14 protein-coding genes and 2 tRNA genes are annotated in these 18,041 nt (G+C 62.7%); 9 read left to right on the top strand and 7 right to left on the bottom strand.

Translation table 11 applies throughout. The features are described from left to right. Positions 1-6: 6 nt before the first annotated feature. The 7 genes from ASD71_RS19750 to ASD71_RS19720 all read right to left on the bottom strand — a co-directional run bounded on the left by ASD71_RS19750 (position 7) and on the right by ASD71_RS19720 (position 6,583). Positions 7-2,019 (bottom strand): hypothetical protein, encoded by a 2,013-nt coding sequence (locus ASD71_RS19750; protein ID WP_156395232.1) that lies wholly within the window; start codon positions 2,017-2,019, stop codon positions 7-9. Between the two features lie 26 nt (positions 2,020-2,045). Further along, positions 2,046-4,091 (bottom strand): hypothetical protein, encoded by a 2,046-nt coding sequence (locus tag ASD71_RS19745; RefSeq protein ID WP_056568519.1) that lies wholly within the window; start codon positions 4,089-4,091, stop codon positions 2,046-2,048. A gap of 9 nt (positions 4,092-4,100) precedes the next feature. Beyond that, positions 4,101-4,433, bottom strand: coding sequence for a DUF2304 domain-containing protein (locus ASD71_RS19740; protein ID WP_056568516.1), 333 nt, complete (start codon positions 4,431-4,433; stop codon positions 4,101-4,103). Beyond that, positions 4,430-5,086 (bottom strand): glycosyltransferase family 2 protein, encoded by a 657-nt coding sequence (locus tag ASD71_RS19735; protein ID WP_200949452.1) that lies wholly within the window; start codon positions 5,084-5,086, stop codon positions 4,430-4,432. The genes ASD71_RS19740 and ASD71_RS19735 overlap by 4 nt, the downstream gene beginning before the upstream one ends. A gap of 36 nt (positions 5,087-5,122) precedes the next feature. Further along, on the bottom strand, positions 5,123-5,488 hold the full coding sequence (locus ASD71_RS19730) for a hypothetical protein (RefSeq protein ID WP_056568511.1): 366 nt from the start codon (positions 5,486-5,488) through the stop codon (positions 5,123-5,125). Further along, positions 5,485-6,294, bottom strand: coding sequence for a class I SAM-dependent methyltransferase (locus ASD71_RS19725; protein WP_056568508.1), 810 nt, complete (start codon positions 6,292-6,294; stop codon positions 5,485-5,487). Before ASD71_RS19725 ends, ASD71_RS19730 begins: the two co-directional genes overlap by 4 nt. Positions 6,295-6,495: 201 nt before the next feature. Beyond that, positions 6,496-6,583 (bottom strand) — tRNA-Ser (locus ASD71_RS19720). Positions 6,584-6,749: 166 nt separating this feature from the next. On the opposite strand from ASD71_RS19720, the gene ASD71_RS19715 reads away from it, so the two are divergent. The 9 genes from ASD71_RS19715 to ASD71_RS19675 all read left to right on the top strand — a co-directional run bounded on the left by ASD71_RS19715 (position 6,750) and on the right by ASD71_RS19675 (position 18,032). Continuing rightward, positions 6,750-7,727: an NAD(P)H-quinone oxidoreductase gene (locus ASD71_RS19715; protein WP_056568506.1), complete on the top strand. Its 978-nt coding sequence runs from the start codon at positions 6,750-6,752 to the stop codon at positions 7,725-7,727. Between the two features lie 160 nt (positions 7,728-7,887). Beyond that, a complete protein-coding gene (tpiA, locus tag ASD71_RS19710) occupies positions 7,888-8,634 on the top strand; it encodes a triose-phosphate isomerase (RefSeq protein ID WP_056321524.1) in 747 nt (248 codons plus the stop codon). Between the two features lie 21 nt (positions 8,635-8,655). Beyond that, positions 8,656-9,120, top strand: a complete 465-nt coding sequence (gene secG, locus ASD71_RS19705) for a preprotein translocase subunit SecG (protein WP_056568499.1) — start codon at positions 8,656-8,658, stop codon at positions 9,118-9,120. 77 nt (positions 9,121-9,197) lie between these two features. Further along, the gene (locus ASD71_RS19700) at positions 9,198-10,139 is read left to right on the top strand and encodes a LysR substrate-binding domain-containing protein (protein ID WP_056568497.1); all 942 of its coding nucleotides are present in this window, start codon (positions 9,198-9,200) and stop codon (positions 10,137-10,139) included. An 81-nt stretch (positions 10,140-10,220) separates the two neighbouring features. Continuing rightward, positions 10,221-11,618, top strand: coding sequence for a VOC family protein (locus ASD71_RS19695; protein ID WP_056568496.1), 1,398 nt, complete (start codon positions 10,221-10,223; stop codon positions 11,616-11,618). Positions 11,619-11,731: 113 nt separating this feature from the next. Beyond that, positions 11,732-11,816 (top strand) — tRNA-Leu (locus ASD71_RS19690). A gap of 537 nt (positions 11,817-12,353) precedes the next feature. After that, on the top strand, positions 12,354-12,974 hold the full coding sequence (locus ASD71_RS19685) for a YrbL family protein (protein ID WP_235512259.1): 621 nt from the start codon (positions 12,354-12,356) through the stop codon (positions 12,972-12,974). Positions 12,975-13,451: 477 nt separating this feature from the next. Then, positions 13,452-14,852 carry an SrfA family protein gene (locus ASD71_RS19680; RefSeq protein WP_056568494.1) on the top strand — a complete coding sequence of 467 codons (1,401 nt, stop codon included), beginning with the start codon at positions 13,452-13,454 and terminating at the stop codon, positions 14,850-14,852. Between the two features lie 18 nt (positions 14,853-14,870). Beyond that, a complete protein-coding gene (locus ASD71_RS19675; protein ID WP_056568485.1) occupies positions 14,871-18,032 on the top strand; it encodes a virulence factor SrfB in 3,162 nt (1,053 codons plus the stop codon). The last annotated feature ends 9 nt before the right edge of the window (positions 18,033-18,041 follow it).

Genomic DNA, 18,041 nt, shown 5'->3' with positions numbered 1-18,041 from the left:
AAGGCGTCATGCGCCAGCGGCCGCATCCCGTGGCCGGGCGAACGCCAGCGTGCTGAGCAGCATCATCATCAGCACGGCGGGATAGGCGTAGCGGTAAGCGGGAAACGGTATCACCACGAGCAGCAGAAGAACCGACGCAACGGGCGCAACGGCCGCCATCAAGACGCCGGCGTCCCGCGTCCGGGCCGCAAACATCAAGACGATGAAAAGTCCGGCGCATAGGGGAAGGGCGGGTTTCCAGAATAGCCAGAACCAGCTCGCCGTCTCGGTCTGGTACTTGTACTGCTCGATGGTTTCGGTCAGCGCGGGAATCAGGCTTCGATGCGGGCCGGCGAGGGGCAGAAATCCGCGCTCCTGATCATCGATACCCAGGGCGGCCGTGGTCTGGAACGGCAGTTGGCCCACGCCGATGTGCCAGATCATTCTGGTGACGCATAGTTGCCTGTCCAGCAGAATCTTGGGGTGCGCCCAGAGGATCCTGCCGACCGCTTTGGCCAGATCGAGTTGGTGATTCCACAGGAATGTCAGATATGCATTCCGGTCCAGCAGGATGTTCCGCGAAACCGAGGTTTGCGTCGTATCCGTCATCAGGCAATTGAAATCCGCCCAGGCTTCGCGGGGCGCCAGCTGATAGAAAAGGGCGGAATCCTCTGGGTCGATGGGAACGCCACTGGCGACCGACGCGGCGAAGAGATGGTAGATGTACAGATTGGCGAAGAGGCGCGGCGGCCGTTCCGAAACGTCTTCAACGGCGCGCTCGGCAAGGAACTCCCGGCGTTCTGCCTTTGCCAGGATGGACAGGGCGTTGGGAATGGCGATGGCCAGCGCCATGAAGACCACGCCGGTCACGATTGCGTCGCGCTTGGCGTGGCGCCGGTACAGCAGGATCAGGACGCACAGCATCGCCACCATGATGGCGGGCATGACGTTGCCGCGCATGAGGCCCGCGGCCAAGGCCGAGCACACGATTGAGGTCAGCAAGAACGCTGGAACGCGCGCGCCGCGCGGCGTACGGAAGGCGGCCATGAGTGCCCAGCTGAAAAAGAGGACAGCGACTGCGCTGATGGCATCTTTGCCAAGGTTGGTGAAAAACAGAGGGTATTGCGGCGTGAAAGCCAGAACAAGTGCGGCTGCCGCCGCGCTCCAGGCCGGGACGCCGCGAAAGCGCAGTTCCCGCAAAATCAGCCCCACCGCAAGCGCGGCGAGTATTCCTTGCACCGCGACCAGCAAGGCGGGCGAGGTGTCGATTCGCGCGAACAAGCGCATCAGGTAAGTCGCGGCATAGCCGAGCGGCTCGGAAAGCTCGCCGCCGATCGCCGCTTGTACCCATTGGAGGGCGGCGTCGTACCCCACATTGGCAGGGTAGTAGCTTAACTGCGTCGCCGCTGTCGACAGCGCAAGCGGAAATGCCAGCCACAGCGTCTCGCGGCGTTTCGGCGTGCTCGCTGGTCCTGCGCCCGAGACCGTCATCAAACGCAAGGCGATGGCGGAAGTGGCCAGGAAGATCAGCGCGAAGATACCGACGCGCGCAGGCAAGCTGTAAAGGGCTTGCGTGGCGTTGGAGGGCACTACCGAATTGGCGCCGCCGACCTCGATGGGCAGGATCGACTCCGTGGCGCTTTGCAGTTCGATCTGATCCTTGTATCCCGCGCCATCGCTCAAGACGGCCGCGCTGGGCTGGGGATAGCGAAGCAAGGCAAAGAGGATGGGCTCGTCCGCCGTTCTGATCACCAGGGGCGGCGCATCTGCGTCCGCGCTAAACGTGACCGAGTCGAGGGCGCGGATTTCCGTCCATCCCGATGCGGGAACTGAAATGGCGTCTTCCTTGCGGAGCGCATCAATCCGCAAGCCGTAGAACACGACCTTGAGTGATCCGCTGTAGCCGGCGGCAGGCGCCACTTTGAGTTGATAGACCGGCCGTTCTTGAGCCAGGTCGAGGGACAGGAACAGTAGGGTCGCGGTCAACAAACTGGCCAGCCATACCCAAGGCGGCGCATACCGCCGCGAAAATGCGCTCATGAACTGCATAACGCCGCGGTGCTTCCTTATTTCAGTACGTTAGTGCGCGTGCCCGGTGGGTTTGAACGGCAAAACACCAGGCCGCTTAGTAGCATCATCACCAACACCGCCGGGTAGGCGTATCGGTAGGCGGGAAACGGGATCACGAGCAGCAATTGCACGATGGTCAGTACTGGCAGCAGGGCCACAACCATCACGCCAACGTCTCGGGTGCGCACGAGATACAAGCCGACGATGAACAGGCCGAACGCCAACGGCAGCGCCGGCTTCCAGAAGAACCAGAAACCGCCGGGGCTTTCTGCCCACAGCGCGTAATCCTGGATGTGCTGGCGCAGCGAAGGCCAGGGCGTCCGGCTTTCTCCGGCAAGGGGGGGGAAGCGCTTATCGACGACGTCGTAACCGAGCATCGCGGTGGCTTGGAACGGGCGGTCACCCACTCCGATCTGCCACAGCACACGGGTTATGCAGGCTTGCCGTTCAAGGAGAAGTGCTGGATTGTCTCGAATGATGCGCAGCACGGTTTGCGCCATGGCCGGCTGATGCGCCTGCAGGTGCGCGTTGTATTCGTCCTGCGTGAAGCGGATGTTCTGGCCAAGACTGGCCATGGTCGTATCCGTCATGTAGCAGGAGTAGTTCTTCCACTTCTCTTGCGGAATGATCGCAAAAAAGGGCCTGGCCTCGTCGTCCGTGACGGCAATTTCGTTGGCCATGGCGGCGCTGAACAAATGGTATAGGTAAAGATTGGTGAAGACGCCGAGCGGCAAGTCGGCATTGGGCAGGATGCGTACCCGTTCCGCCGGCCGCTGATATTGCTCCACTTCCTGTGCCGCCAGCGCCGCGAGGCTTTTCGGAATCACCAGCGCGACGACGAGAAAGACCACGCCAGCGCCGATCAGCCGGTAGGCGCGGCGACGCCAGAACAGCAACGCCAGGGCGGCAGCCAGCGCCACCAGGATGATGGGCATGACGTTGTTGCGCATCAGGCCCGCAAACAGACCTGAGACGACGAGCGCGGTCAACATGCCCCACGAGGGCAATGCGTTCCTTGGCTGGCGAAACAGATTCAGCACCGCCCAAACAAAGAACAGGATGCCGGTCACGCAAAGCGGATCCTTGCCCAGGTTGGTGAAAAACGTGAAGTACTGCGGGGTGATGGCAAGAACCGTTGCCACGCCCAGATTGGCGGGAAACGATAATCCCCGGTGGCGCAATTCGCGCAGAACCAGCGCCATGCCAAACGCCGCCAGCACTGCCTGGATCGCGATCAACGGCAACGGAGAGCTGCTCATCGACGCGAATGAACGCATCAGATACGTCGTCGGATAGCCCAGCGGCTCAAACAGCTCGCCCCGTCCGGCCGCCTGGGCCCACTGGAGAGAGCCGTCATAGCTGACGTTGCCAGGCAGGAAGGCAATCAGCGTGGCGCCCGACGTGATGAGAAAGGGCAGGGCGCTGAACACAATCTCGATCCGGCGCGGGTGGGGCCGGGGCGTTTCATCGGCACGGGCAGGCCGCGTCATCTGCCAGGTAATGGCGGTGAGCAGGATCAGAATCGCCATGGCGGCAAAGATCCGGGTCGTCACGCCGAAGCGGGGCGCCTCTGCGCTGGCCGCGAAGGACGAGCCCGCGCCGCCAATGACCAACGTGGACAACGTCTCCTGGTCTGCGCGCAAGGAGATCAGGCGCTGATCGCCCGCGCCGTTGTCCACCGTGGCCGAACCGCCTTTTGCGTGATGCACGAACGTCAGATTGACCGGGGTGTTCCGCGCCACGATTTCCAGGGGGGCGGCCGGCGCCTGCGCGCTCAGAACCGTCGAGTCCGCGCCTCGGATGATTTGCCAGCCGCTTGCGGGGACGGTCAGGATTCCGCGGGATAGGTAGGAATCGAAGTCGTTGCCGTACAGCGCCACGGTGACGCTGCCTTCCTGCGATGTGGCAGGCGAAATCCTGACGCGATATTCCGGCTGCAACGCCCCAAGGTTCAACGACAGGTAGATGAGCGTTGCAGTCAGAATCAGTGCGAGCCAATGCCCCGCGGTGAAATGTTGCCACGCAGAGGGCTTGGTTGCCATGGCGTTTGTTCAGTCCAACGGTTTGCTGCCGGCGCGCGCATTCTGCAGCGCGACGTAACGCGCGAGATTGGTGATGGCCCGATGTTGCGTATTGATGTGGCGCGCGAGCAGGATCAACGCGTTGATGACCGCCACCAGAAGCAGAATGATGAAGAAGTCCAGGCCTCGGCCGATACCGAAGAAATGCGCGATCCGCGACGTGATCTCCGGATTCCAGACGAAGTAGATTCCCACCAGATACCCGAGGCAAAGCAGGATGCAGACCCAGGTCGGCCGGATGAAGGCAAAGCTGTAGACCGCCATGAAAAGAAATACGACGGTCAGCAAAATGCTGAAAATCATTTGGAGACTCTCCCCATCAGCAATTCCATCAGGATGCGGATCGCATTGGAGCTTCGTTGCCCCTTTCTGATGGAATATTCCGTATACACGATGGTTACCGGGTGCTCGATGAAGCGCACCTTGTGCGCCGCGATATGGTCGAGAATCTCTGACGCGTGTGCCATCCGGTTTTGCTTGAACTCGAACTCTTCGCAGAATTTGCGGGTCAGTGCGCGAAAGCCGTTGTGCACGTCGGTCAGGCGAATCCGCGCGGTAAGGCGTGTGTACAGCAAGGCGCTGGTCAGCACGAGCCTGCGTGAAAACGGAATATTGGTCTTGGTGCCCAGAAAGCGGCTGCCCAGCACGGCGTCGACTCCGCTCGCCTTCAGCGCGGCGAGCATGGGCAGGATTTCGCGGGCGTCATGCTGGCCGTCGGCATCAAACGTGATGATGTATTGGGCCTGCTGCCGCAGGGCATACGCGATTCCGGTCTGCAGCGCGGCGCCCTGGCCGAGATTGATGGGATGCGAGAGGACATGCGCGCCCGCGTCCAGGGCCGCCTGCGCTGTCGCATCCGACGAACAGTCGTCACACACGACGACGTTCCTGACGTACGGCAGCACCCCCGCAATCGTGTTGGCAATGACGCTGCCTTCGTTATAGGCCGCGATCACGACCCATACGTTGTCTTCGCAATTTGATGTCATGGTTCACTCCGTCCCCAGGATGATCAGCCCGATTCCGATAACTGCCAGGCCGGCGATAAAACGGGGAGTGAGCGTTTCGCCAAAAAAATACCAGCCGCCCAACGAGGCAACGGCCAGGCTGATGATGGTGAAGGGATAAGCGCGCGAAAGCGGGATGAACGTCAGCAGCCACACCCAGAAAATCAGCAGGACGCCGTAGCTTGCCGCGCCGAGCAGGAATGGCCAATCCGAAGCCAGCGAGAGCAGGCGTGCAAACAGCCCTTGGTGTTCGTTGGGCAATTGGCGCTGCGCGGAAAACTTGAGCAGCAGCTGACCGGTGCCCATGCCCACCGAGAAAAGCGTGACCAGCAGGATGTGAACCGCCTTCACACGGCCTCCCGCTTGCGGAAGACGAGCCGCATCGCGTCAAACAGATTGACCGGCACACCCATGCGGTGCATCCACGCAGGCAGCGTCGGCCGCAGCGAAACATACCGGAGCACCTGGTACACGATCAGGCCAATCGGCACCTTTTTCCAGGGATGGTCCATGTGAACCAGGTCGAGCCCCAGGCGGTCGCACAGCGCCTTCAGGGACTTCGGCGTGAAGAACCACAGGTGTTGAGGAGGCGTCATGAGGCGCCAGTTGCTGCCGGTGGCTTTTGCGACGGCGGAGGAGAAGTCGCCCGTCGTCATGAGCAGCAGTCCGCCCGGCTTGAGGGCGCCGGAAGCCGCTTCAAGCGACGCGACCGGATCGGGCAAATGTTCGATAACGTCCAGCAGGACCACGACGTCGGCATCCGTGAAGCGGGACAAGGCCTCTTTGGATACTTCGCCGTGGTAAACCTTGTCGTGTCCCCGGGCGTTGCAGCTTTCGACAGCCTCTTCACAAAGTTCGACGCCGCCGACCTCATAGGACGACGCCTTCGCCTCGTCGAGAAAATAGCCGTAGGCGCAGCCCAGCTCAATGAGGCGGCCGCTGCCCGCACCCAGCTTTTTCAGCAGCGCGATGTCTTGCCTGAACTGTGCGTGCAACACTTCGCTAGCCTGGACGTAATTTGAATACCCGTCCTCGCGGCCGCCATTGAAATACGAGGAATCGTAATAGGTGGCGGCATCGAATTGGCCGGGTTCAGCCTTGCCTGCGCCGCATCCCCGGCAGCGATAGATGGGTATTCCTGCCTTGTGATAGGCCAATTCGAACGCGGAGCTGGTTTGGCACAGAGGGCACGCAGGCACTGTAGGCATGGGAATAGTCGACTTTTGAGAAAGACAGATGTTCGGGCAATGCTGTCAGTGGCCGCCCCACGCCGGTTGATGCGTCAAGGAGCGCAGCGATTCGCTCGCGGGGGCTTGCGGCGGCCGCAGCCCGCGGAACATCCGTTACAACAAACGCTTTGGCGGAGGCGGTGAGATTCGAACTCACGAACGGTTGCCCGTTGCCGGTTTTCAAGACCGGTGCAATCGACCACTCTGCCACACCTCCCGTCGTCGCCATTCAGGCAAGGCTCCGACATTATCGGCTGGCCTGTCCTGCTTTTGCTGACGTTTTGCGGTTTTGCGGCCGCCAGGCAAACATTCTGCCCAGAACGGAAACGCGATATGCCGCAAAGGGCGCAATAATAATCCATTTGCTGCAAAGGAGGCACGCGATGCACGCTGTTGAAATTACCCGCCCCGGTGGCCCCGAAGTCCTCGTCCCCGTGGAACGCCCCACGCCCGAGGCCGGCGCCGGCGAAGTTCTGATCAAAGTGAGCGCTGCGGGCATCAACCGCCCCGATGTGTTCCAGCGCAAGGGCAACTACGCGCCGCCGCGCGGGGCGTCCGACCTGCCGGGCCTGGAAGTGGCCGGTGAAATCGTCGGCGGCGACGTGGCCGGCAGCGGCTTTGCCGTGGGCGACAAGGTTTGCGCCCTGGTGGCGGGCGGCGGCTATGCCGAGTACTGCGTCGCGCCCGTGGCGCAATGCCTGCCCATTCCCAAAGGCTTGTCCGACATCGAGGCCGCCGGCTTGCCGGAAACCTATTTCACCGTGTGGAGCAACGTATTCGACCGCGGCCGCCTGTCCGAAGGCGAGGCGCTGCTGGTCCATGGCGGCGCCAGCGGCATCGGCACCACGGCCATCCAGCTCGCCCGCGCGATGGGGCACAAGGTGTATGCGACGGTCGGCAGCGACGATCGCGCCCGCGCTGTCGAGGCGCTGGGCGCCGACAAGGGCATCAACTACAAGACGCAGGATTTCGTGAAGGAAGTGCTGGACGCCACGGGCGGACGCGGCGTCGACGTGATCCTGGACATGGTGGCCGGCGACTACATCGCCCGCGACATGCAGTGTTTGGCGGACGACGGCCGTATCGTCATCATTGCCCAGCTTGGCGGCTCGCACGCCAATGTGGATACCGCGCAGGTCATGCGCCGCCGCCTGACCATCACCGGCTCCACCCTGCGTCCGCGTCCGGTCGCCTTCAAGGGCGCCATCGCCCGCGCCCTGCGCGAACAGGCCTGGCCCCTGCTGGAAAAAGGGGCCATCAAGCCCATTGTCCACGCCACGTTCCCGCTGGCCGAAGCTTCCAAGGCGCACGCCATGATGGAAGGCGGGGAAAATATCGGCAAAATCATCCTGACAATGTAAGAAACGCGCGGCGTTCGGCGTATCGCCGCGCAACAGGATACAATCTCGGGTTTCGCCTGGAATTTTTTCCAGGCAGGCCCGTGGGCGGTTGCTGCACAAGGACTCTCTTTCAGGGCCCGCAGGTTCACCACCTCACATCCAATCGTCAGACAAATTCGCCATGACTTCAGTCGAAAACCGCGCCCGCCTCGTGCTGGGCAACTGGAAGATGCACGGCAACCTTGCCGAGAACGCCGCGTTGCTGACCGAGCTTCGTGCCGCGGATGCGGCGGGCCACTGCGAAATCGGCATCTGTGTTCCGTTTCCCTACCTGGCGCAGGCCGCTTCGGCGCTGACCGGCAGCAGCGTGTCCTGGGGCGCGCAAGATGTCAGCGCGCACGACAAGGGCGCGTACACGGGTGAAGTCTCCGGTTCGATGCTGAAGGAATTCGGCTGCCGCTGGGCGCTGGCCGGTCACTCCGAGCGCCGCGTGCTGCACGGCGAAACCGACGAGATCGTGGCTGCCAAGGCCCAGGCCGCGCTGGCCGCCGGCCTGACCCCCGTGGTTTGCGTGGGTGAATCCCTTGCCGACCGCGAAGCCGGCAACACGCTGGCGGTGATCGAACGGCAGCTCAAGCCCGTGCTGGCGTTGGGCGCCGATGCCGTTTCCCGCATGGTGCTTGCCTATGAACCCGTCTGGGCCATTGGCACCGGCCGCACGGCCTCGCCCGAGCAGGCCCAGGAAGTCCACGGCGCCATCCGCGCCGCCCTGCGTGCGCTCGGCGCCGCGCAAGTCCAGGTGTTGTACGGCGGCAGCGTCAAAGCCGCCAACGCCTCCAGTTTGTTCGCCATGACTGATATCGACGGAGCCCTGGTCGGCGGCGCGTCGCTCGTGGCCGAAGAGTTTTTGCGAATTGCCGCCATCTAAGTTTCCGTTCCGGAGTCTGTAATGCCCCTGATGCTCAAAATTCTGCTGGCCGTCCAAGTGATCTCGGCGCTGGCTATCATCGTCCTGGTCCTGCTTCAGCAGGGCAAAGGCGCCGACATGGGCTCCGCTTTCGGTAGCGGCTCGTCGGGTAGCCTGTTCGGCGCCACCGGCGCGGCCAACTTCCTGTCGCGCGCCACCAAGTGGGCCGCGGTCGTGTTCTTTGCGTCCACCGCCGGCCTGGCCTATGTCAGCCATAAGGGCACCAGCGGCCCCGCCGTGGATTCCGGCGTGATGCAAAGCTTCCCGGCCGACCGTTCGGTCCCGCAGGCTCCGGGTTCCTCCGTGCCCGCCACGCCAGGTGCATCGTCGGTGCCGGGCGCGTCCTCGGTACCTGCCGCTCCGGCTCCCGACGCCTCCGTGCCGGCGGCCCCGGCTGCTCCGGCTGGCGAAACGCCGGCGCAAGCACCTGCCGCTCCGGCAAAGTAAGGCGCAGCAGCAAAAAGGCCGGCGTAAGCCGGCTTTTTTTATGCTTGCCGCATTGAAGCGATCTGCCTGGAATAGCCATGGAAAAGCGATTGATGCCGTCGATGATGGCGCTGCAGTGTTTCGAGGCGGTGGCGCGGCACATGAGCTTCACGCGCGCGGCCGAGGAACTGCACATGACGCAGAGCGCGATCAGCAAGCAGATCGCGCAATTGGAGGCCCTGCTGCGCAACCCGCTGTTCCTGCGCGTGCGCCGCCGGTTGCAGCTGACGCCCGCGGGCGCGCTGTACCAGTCCGAGGTCAAGGCAATCCTGAATCAGGTCGACATGGCGTCGCGCGACATCCAGACCTACGGCAGCGAGACGCAGGTGCTGACCATCGGCACCCAGCCGACCTTCGGGTCGCGCTGGCTGATTCCCCGCCTGCAGCGCTTCATGGCCGCGCATCCGGACATCCAGTTGAAGGTGCGCAGCGAAACCCACCCGTTCGACCTGATGCAGGCCAAGATCGACATTTCGTTCTTCTTCGGCCATGGCGCGCTGCCCGGTGCGCAGTGCGTCGAACTGTTCGAGGCCGATGTCGTACCGGTGTGCTCGCCCGCCATCCTGCACGGCGGCAGGCCTGATAGCCTGGATGCGCTGAGCCGTCAGACGTTGATCCAGTGCGCTTCCCGCCCCGAGGCGTGGCACGACTATTTCTCCCGGCAGCAATTTCAGTCCGACCGCAGCTATCTCGGTCCGCGCTTTGACACCTTCTACATGTGCGTCCGGGCGGCCGAGGGCGGTTGCGGCATCGCGCTCACGCCGCGCCTCTTGGCCGAGGAAGAGCTGCAGGCCGGCAAGCTGGTCATCCCCTGGGATTACGTGCAGCCTAGCGACGGCGCGTATTTCGTGGCGTATTCCGAGCATTCGGCCGAGGTGCCGAAGATCAAGCAATTCGTGGCGTGGGTGCAGGACGAAGCCAGCCAGCCGGAGGGGCGGGGCGCGCCGCGCCCGCTGTCCATGAAAAAACGGACTGATTAAGCCGAATTTTTTCATTTGATCGGAGCCGGGCGGCGTGATGTGATGCGGGCCATCCATTTTCATCGATGTACCGAGCCCGTCATGAGTCAGAACTTCGTCAATCCCGATCAGATCCGCGCCTGGTTTTCGCGCGCCATGTCCGACATGTACAAGCAGGAAGTCCCGCTGTACGACACGCTGCTGGACCTGGTGGCGCAGGTGAACGCCCGAACGATGGCCGAGCAGCCGGAACTGGCCGCGCAACTGGCGCGCACCGGCGAGATCGAGCGCCTGGATATCGAACGCCATGGCGCCATCCGCGTCGGTACGCCGGAAGAACTGGCGAACATGCGCCGCGTGTTCGCCGTGATGGGCATGCTGCCTGTGGGCTACTACGACCTGTCGCCCGCCGGCGTGCCGGTGCATTCGACGGCCTTTCGCGCCACGCACGAAGCGGCGCTGCAGGCCAGCCCGTTCCGCGTCTTCACCTCGCTGCTGCGCCTGGAGCTGATCGGCGACGTGGCCCTGCGCGAGAAGGCCGCCCGCATCCTGGCCGCGCGCCAGATCTTCACGGACCGGGCCCTGGCGCTGACCGCCCGCTTCGAGGCGCAAGGCGGCCTGAACGAGGCCGACGCCCGGGAATTCGTGGCCGAGGCGCTGCACACGTTCCGCTGGCACAGCGAGTCCACGGTCAGCCTGGACGACTACCGCGAACTGCATGGCCAGCATCGCCTGATCGCCGACGTGGTGGCCTTCAAGGGCCCGCACATCAACCACCTGACCCCGCGCACGCTGGACATCGACGAAGCGCAGGCCGAGATGCCGCGCCGCGGCGTGTCGGCCAAGGCCGTGATCGAAGGCCCGCCGCCGCGCAAGTGCCCGATCCTGCTGCGCCAGACCAGCTTCAAGGCGCTGGAGGAGCCCGTGCGCTTTGCGGGCGCTGACGGCGCCAGCGCGGTCGGCAGCCATACCGCCCGCTTTGGCGAGATCGAGCAGCGCGGCGTGGCGTTGACCCGCAAGGGCCGTGCGCTGTACGACCAGTTGCTGGACCTGGCCCGCAGCCGCATCAGCGGCGCGCCCAACGAGGGCAATGCGGCGGCCTACATGCAGAACCTGCAGGACTGCTTTGCGGCCTTTCCGGACGACTACGCGGCGCTGCATGACCAGGGCCTGGCGTACTTCCGCTATTTCCTGACCGGCAAGCCGGGCACGCCGGAGGCGTCCGAGCTGCCGGCCTTGATCGAGCAGGGTTACATCCAGTTCGAACCGCTGGTGTACGAAGACTTCCTGCCCGTCAGCGCGGCCGGCATCTTCCAGTCGAACCTGGGCGACAAGGCGCAGGCCGAATACGCGCAGAACGCCAGCCAAACGGCGTTTGAAGCCGCGCTGGGCGCGGCGGTGATGGACGAGCTGGCGCTGTACGACGCCACGCAGGCGCGTTCGCTCGCGGCGTGTTTGCAGGCGCTCGGCGTGGAGGCGGGGGCGGCGGTGGCGGCCTGATCGGACTGGATTGCCGCCCTTACACGGATAAAGCGGGACAGCTTTCCCGCATTCAAAAATACGTGATAGAATGCTCGACTTTCCAGCAAGGTTCGCCTTGTTGAAGTGGTCAAGCCGACGTGGTGAAATTGGTAGACACGCTATCTTGAGGGGGTAGTGGCGAAAGCTGTGCGAGTTCGAGTCTCGCCGTCGGCACCAAGAAATTCCTCGCAATAAACCCGCATCTCTCTACAGAGGGTGCGGGTTTTTTGTTGGCTGGTCCAAAGAAGATCGGTGGAAATCGGGTAGCTAGCGCCCGGATCAGGCTGGAAAACAGATTTCCAGATACTGGAACAAAGCGCCCCGCAAGGCCCAGCCCCCCTGAAAACCGCGACAATTCAGGGGAAACCCCATCCGGCCGCGCGCCGGCGCTCGCTTGTGCCGCGGCTGCCCGGCGAATAACATGTCGCCAGCTAACTATCAAGCCAACATCGCAATCCGTCGCTCGCGCCCCAGGATCGCGCCAACTTTTTCAATGTTTTCCCGCACCTTCGAATCTCCGAGCCGACATCGGCATGACCGACCGCATCCTCATGCCGGAGCTTTCCGGCATTGGGCGAGGCCGCGTCCGTGCTGAACGCTTCGGTCCGGCCAAAGATAGCCAACAAGAGGACGACCCCGTGGAATGGCCTGCAAGTCATTCCCCGGCTGGCACTCGCTCCTGCGGAATCGGCCAGCCCGTTCGAGGTTCTGGATTTGAAGCCGCTGTCCATTGCCGCGGCGGGCAGCGAGCGCGACGTGTATCTGCATCCGGCAGACAGCTCCCTGCTGATCAAGATCGTCAATGGCGTGCGCCGCAGCCAGGCCAACCGTAAACGCCCCTGGTACAAGCGTTTCCGGCGTGACGCCTCGCATCGCGTGTTCATCATGGAAGCCGTCGAATACATCGCCACCACGGCCCAGCAGGGTGCGCATGGCGGCAATGTGCTGATGGCGCGCATCTTCGGCCTGGTGTTGACCTCGAAGGGTTTGGGCCAGGTGGTGGAACGTATCGTCGATGCGCATGGCAACCTGGCGCCGACGCTCAAGGAAGTGGTTGCACGTCAGGGGTTTTCGCCCGAACTGCGCTATCGCCTGCACGAATTCATCATGGCGCTGGTCGACGCGCATGTGGTGTTCAACGACGTCAGCGCCAGCAACATCGTCGTGGGCTTCAATGCCGAAGGGCGCGAAGGTCTTTATCTGGTGGACGGATACGGCTCCAAGCAGCTCATTCCGGTGTATTCCTGGAGCAAGGCGCTGAACGGCCGGCGCATCCTGCGCCGGTACGACACGATGGCCAAGAAGCTCTTGGCCGCGAGCGAACGCCGGCACTAGGCGTGCATTTCGCCGATGGGGCGTCCCCGCCTATTCATGGCGGATAAGCGTCACTCGCATTTACCTCCGATGTTCTCGATTTTTGCGCTGTCTACTCGACCGGACAGGAAGCGAGAATCTCGGGCGCGAGTTTCTGAATATCACTTCCTGATAGCGCCGGCAGCGCCTCCTCCTTGATATTGCTTTTGATGACTTTCAGCGCACAGGAGCAATAACTGCTGTTTCCGCTGCTCGCCGCAACACAGTTCTTTTCGAAATTGCGATCAAAGTCAGATTGCCGCGAGCAGCTAGTTAACATCACAAGCGTCAGAAACATAAAAATACATTGGCGCAAATTTTTGTGACGCATTGTTAGACTTATCCCTATAATTTCAAATTGTCCCGAATTAAACCACGGGGCCGTCCATGCCCGCGTGACGGAGATTGAGGGCTGTTCGTTCAGATTCTGGGCGATAAGAAGCAGAAACGTAACAAAACATGCTAGGCGTAAAATTACGTAGCGAAAACGTCGACCAGTTTGATGTCTTAGGCGAACGAGGGCAGGCCATACACCTTGTCGCCAGCCAAATCCTGACTGTATTGAAAGGCAAGCGGCCCGATCTGCTTGCCAATTTCGCCGTGCCGCAGCCCAGTGAAAACGGCACTCGCATCGATTGGTACGCGCCGGGTCCAGGAACCGTGGTTGCGTGGAACGCGGCGACTGAAACAGAGCAGTCGCGCGCATTGACCAGACTTGAATCGGTACGGGCTGGCGTGGCGCAGTTGCGGGAATCCGTCCAAGCGAAGGGCACCGGCAACGATGCCGCCTTGTTGGGCCAGTTGCTGAAATGGATCCTGCACCATCCTGACAACAGCTTTGTGTACCTCGTGGACGGCCAGCCGGTCATCACGTTCTGGGGTTTTGTGCACAGTGGCGCGGATCGATCCCTGGACCCTCTGCACGCCCTGCGGCCGAGCGCATTCGCGGAATCGGTCCCGCAGGCGCCTCTCGCAAGCACAGCGACCCAACCACCCTTGTCCTCGCCCGCGCTGCCTCAGCTAGTCGCGACCGCGCCTTGGTGGAAACGGTGGTGGATGTGGCTGCTCTTGCTCCTTGCCTTGCTGGCCTTGTTGTTTGGTTTGCGGGCGTGCATGCCAGGCCTCGCGCCCAGCGTGTCCTTGCCGGTCGATACCGCGCGAGCTCCGGCGCCGCGGGACGTGGCGCGGCCGCACGCCCTTCCGGAGCTGACGCCGCCGTCTGGGGTCTCACATTGGAGCGCGCCGGTGGCGAACGGCGGTGGCGCCAGCAGTGGCTTGCCCGCTACTGCGGGCAGTTCGCTGCCGGGAGGGACACCGCCGGCGCCCGCCATGGGTACCCCTGGCGGGGCTGCGCCTGCCGTTGCCGGTGCAGACCGCGGCGCGCCAGCGACGCCGCCTTCCGTCGCGGACGCCGCCAGTGTGCCTTCTACGCCGCCAGTCCCGGAGGCCTCCGCCAGCCCGAGCGACACCGCGCCGCCGGAAAACAAGGACGCCCTGCAGATTCCGGCTGACGCGGGAGAAGGGAATGCCGATTTCCTGAACGGCAATTGGCGCGCCGGCGCGGGTATTCAGGACCGCGACACCGGCCAGCCGCTGCGTCTGCACTACCAGTTCAAGAACGGGGAAGGGAACGTCACTCTCAATCGTCACAACGGAGTGCAGTGTTCTGCGCCGGTCAGCGCCGCCTTGAGCAAGGGCTCGTTGATGATCAGCAACAGCGTCGCGGCGCAGTGCAGCGATGGAGGCACCTACGAAATGCCCCAGATCCAGTGCCAGCCCGGCGCGTCGAGTATCGCGTCGTGCGCCGGCAATTATGGGGATACCCGATTCCCCATCTCCATGCGTCGCGCCCAACCCTAATCGTTAAGAGAATCTGCCATGTTGCCCCCAGTTGATACCTACGACGCCGACAAAGACAACGTTGAGCTTTTCGGAAACACGGGCGTCCAGTTCCTGGACCTGGCTTGCGCGCTGCCTGAACTCAAGCGGGAGCCGGAGGGTGAGTTCTGCATGCATCCCTCTGGCAGGATGCCCATCCGGCTTTACGTGCCGGACGACGGCAAGCCCGGCTATGAAGACAGGCCGGGCAACTTCTTCGAGACGAGGGCCGTCTTTTCCCTGCCGCTGCAGGAAAGCCTGGAGCTGTTCGACGGCTACTGGCTGCCTGCCCCCTTCTTTCGCTACAAATCCGACAGCCAGTTCGACCGGGGTCCGAAAAACTGGGCGCGCCTGCGCATCGTCAAGCTCGCTGAAGCTGACGCTAATGGCAATACGCACCGTTTGACCCTGGCCTTCGACACGCGCACGCGCGGGCGCGACGACGCTCGCGATTACATCGAGCCCTACGACGAAGACATGGAGACGGGCGCCTTGTTTCGCCTTGCCTTCAATCTCCACGAAATGCAGTGGTTCCTTGACGAACAGGAATGGGTCGTCAAGTGGCTTGAAAGTATCTTTCGCGAGCGCCGGGACGACCTCGAAAACCGGGAAATTGAAAAGGCGCTCGCAAAGAAGGAGCACATTGCCCACTACTTGAACCTCCTCAGCCTGATGCGCGAGGCAGCGCCCACCACGCGCTCCAACAAGGAGCTGAAGGATAAAGTCAGGATCAAGCTGCCGCGCATCAAGGTGCTGAACATGCTTGCGCCTGGCAGCAATGGCCGCAAGGTGATCCGGGGTGGAAGCGTGCCGGTCGACCTGGTGCTGGACGTGGGCAACTCGCGCACTTGCGGCATCCTGATCGAGGAGCACAAGCAAAACGACAACGGTTTGAACGACTACAGCTTCCTGACCTTGCGCGACATGACAAGGCCGGAGCATGTTTACCATCATCCGTTCGAGTCGCGCGTTGAATTCGCGCCGGTCAGCTTCGGCAAGGATGACCTTTCTCTGCAAGGCGGACGCGACGACGCGTTTGTCTGGGTCTCGATGGCGCGGGTCGGCACCGAAGCGACGAACCTGGCCGCGCGCAAGGAAGGCACGGAAGGGTCCACCGGACTGTCCAGCCCCAAGCGTTACCTCTGGGATGCCGAGGATGCCTACGAGACTGGCTGGCGGCCCAATGCTTCAACGATCAAGGGCGAAGCGCCTGAATGGGCGACGCTCGGGCCTTTGAAGAACCTGATCGACGAGAAGGGCATTCCTTTGTATGGACCGTGCCCGCTTTACGAAGGCGAGGAAACTTCAGGCTTTCCCGCGTTTGAGGCGCATTACACGCGCAGTGCGTTGATGGGCTTCATGTTGAACGAAGTGTTCGCGCAGGCGGTGTCGCAGATCAATAGCTGGTTGTATCGTTCGCGCAAGAAAGATCGGACCCTGCCTCGCTTCCTGCGTGCCATCATCCTGACCGTCCCCCCCAGCATGCCGCAGGTGGAGCGTGGCATCTTCAAGCAGCACGCGCAACGCGCACTCAGCCTGCTCTGGAAGAGCATGGGCTGGCACACCGGCGATGGCGACCCCGTCGAGGACAGCGAGGATGAGAAGCACGACCTGTTCGTCATTCCCTTGCCCAAGATCGTCATCAAGTGGGACGAAGCGACCTGCGGTCAATTGGTTTACCTGTACACGGAGGTCGTCACCAACTTCAACGGCTATGCCGAGGAGTTCTTCGATGCGATCGCGCGGCGCGAGAAGCCGGATCGTGAATGCATCACCGTGGCCTCCCTGGATATCGGCGGCGGCACGACCGACCTTGTCATCACCGACTACAAGCTGGACCGCGGCGCGCGGCAATCGGCCAACAGCTTCGTCCCGATCACCCCCACGCAGCGCTTTCGCGATGGCTTCAAGGTGGCGGGAGACGACATCGTCCTGGAGGTCATCCGCAAGTACGTGCTTCCCCAGCTGGAAGCCGCGCTCAAGGAGGCAGGCGCCCGGGAAACGGCGAGCCTTATGGAAATCCTGTGCGGAAGCACGGGCGATGACGAACGTCAGCGCCTTCTGCGCCAGCAGCTCACGTTGCAGTGCCTCTATCCCTTGGCGCTCGTACTGCTCAAGGAGTACGAAGGCTATGACCCGGAGAAGCCGGCAGAGCGCAAGGAACAGACCATCGGCGAGTGGCTGCACGATAAGCAGCCGCTTAGTAGCGCGGTGCGGGGATTCGTGGGCAAGGCACTCAATGAAGCCGCCGGGCAGCCGGTCGAGTTTGACCTGGAGGGCGTGGTCCTGACGTGCGACCCGCTCAAGATGCACTTTGACTTCCTGACCGACAACCTCGATATCTGCAATACCTTGCGGAACCTTTGCGAGATCGTCAATTACTTCGAGTGCGACGTGTTGTTGCTGACCGGCAGGCCGTCTGTCCTGCCGGGCGTGCAGGCCGTGATCCGCAAGGCCGTGCCGTTGCCGCCGGGGCGGCTGGTTTCCATGCACAACTACCGCACTGGCGACTGGTTCCCGTTCCGCAAGGCCGGACGCATCGACGATCCCAAGACCACGGCATCGGTAGGCGCCATGGTGATCTGGCTGTGCGAGAACAATCGCATTCCGACCTTCAAGATCAATACCGGCACGCTACGACCGAAACCCCTGATCCGCCATTTCGGCGAGATCGGCAACGACAACATGCTCAAGCACGGCAACGTGCTGTTTGCCGACATCCATACGCGGCAGTCCGATGACGGCAAGACGTCCATGGACCAGAGCATCGAGTTGCCCCTGGGGCCGGACGGCGACGTCATTCCGTTCAAGATGGAAAACACTGCGCGGCTGGGCTACCGGCAGCTCAAGGCGGAACGTTGGCCGGCGACGCCGATGTATGTCCTGGGCTTCGACCGGGAGTGGGAGCAGGAATACAAGCGCATGCAGGAAGCCAATCCGAACAGGACCCATGCCTCGGGCCGCGTGTATTTCAAGGTCGCCAAGCCCACCGAGCAGGAGCGCAAGGCGGGCTTGATCAGCGATCGGCTGCTGGTCGCCAAGACCGCACCCCTGACGGACGACGCGCGAGGCAAGCCGGAGGTGAGGCTGCAACTGAACACGCAGCTCCGGATCGGGAAGGCGAATTTCTACTGGCTGGATAGCGGTAGCGTGAAAGGTTGATTCAGGATT

Source organism: Achromobacter sp. Root565 (assembly GCF_001427425.1).
Classification (GTDB): Bacteria; Pseudomonadota; Gammaproteobacteria; order Burkholderiales; family Burkholderiaceae_B; genus Achromobacter; species Achromobacter spanius_D.
The sequence above is the reverse complement of the archived record's forward strand: the minus strand, read 5'-3'. Positions and strand labels throughout refer to the sequence as shown.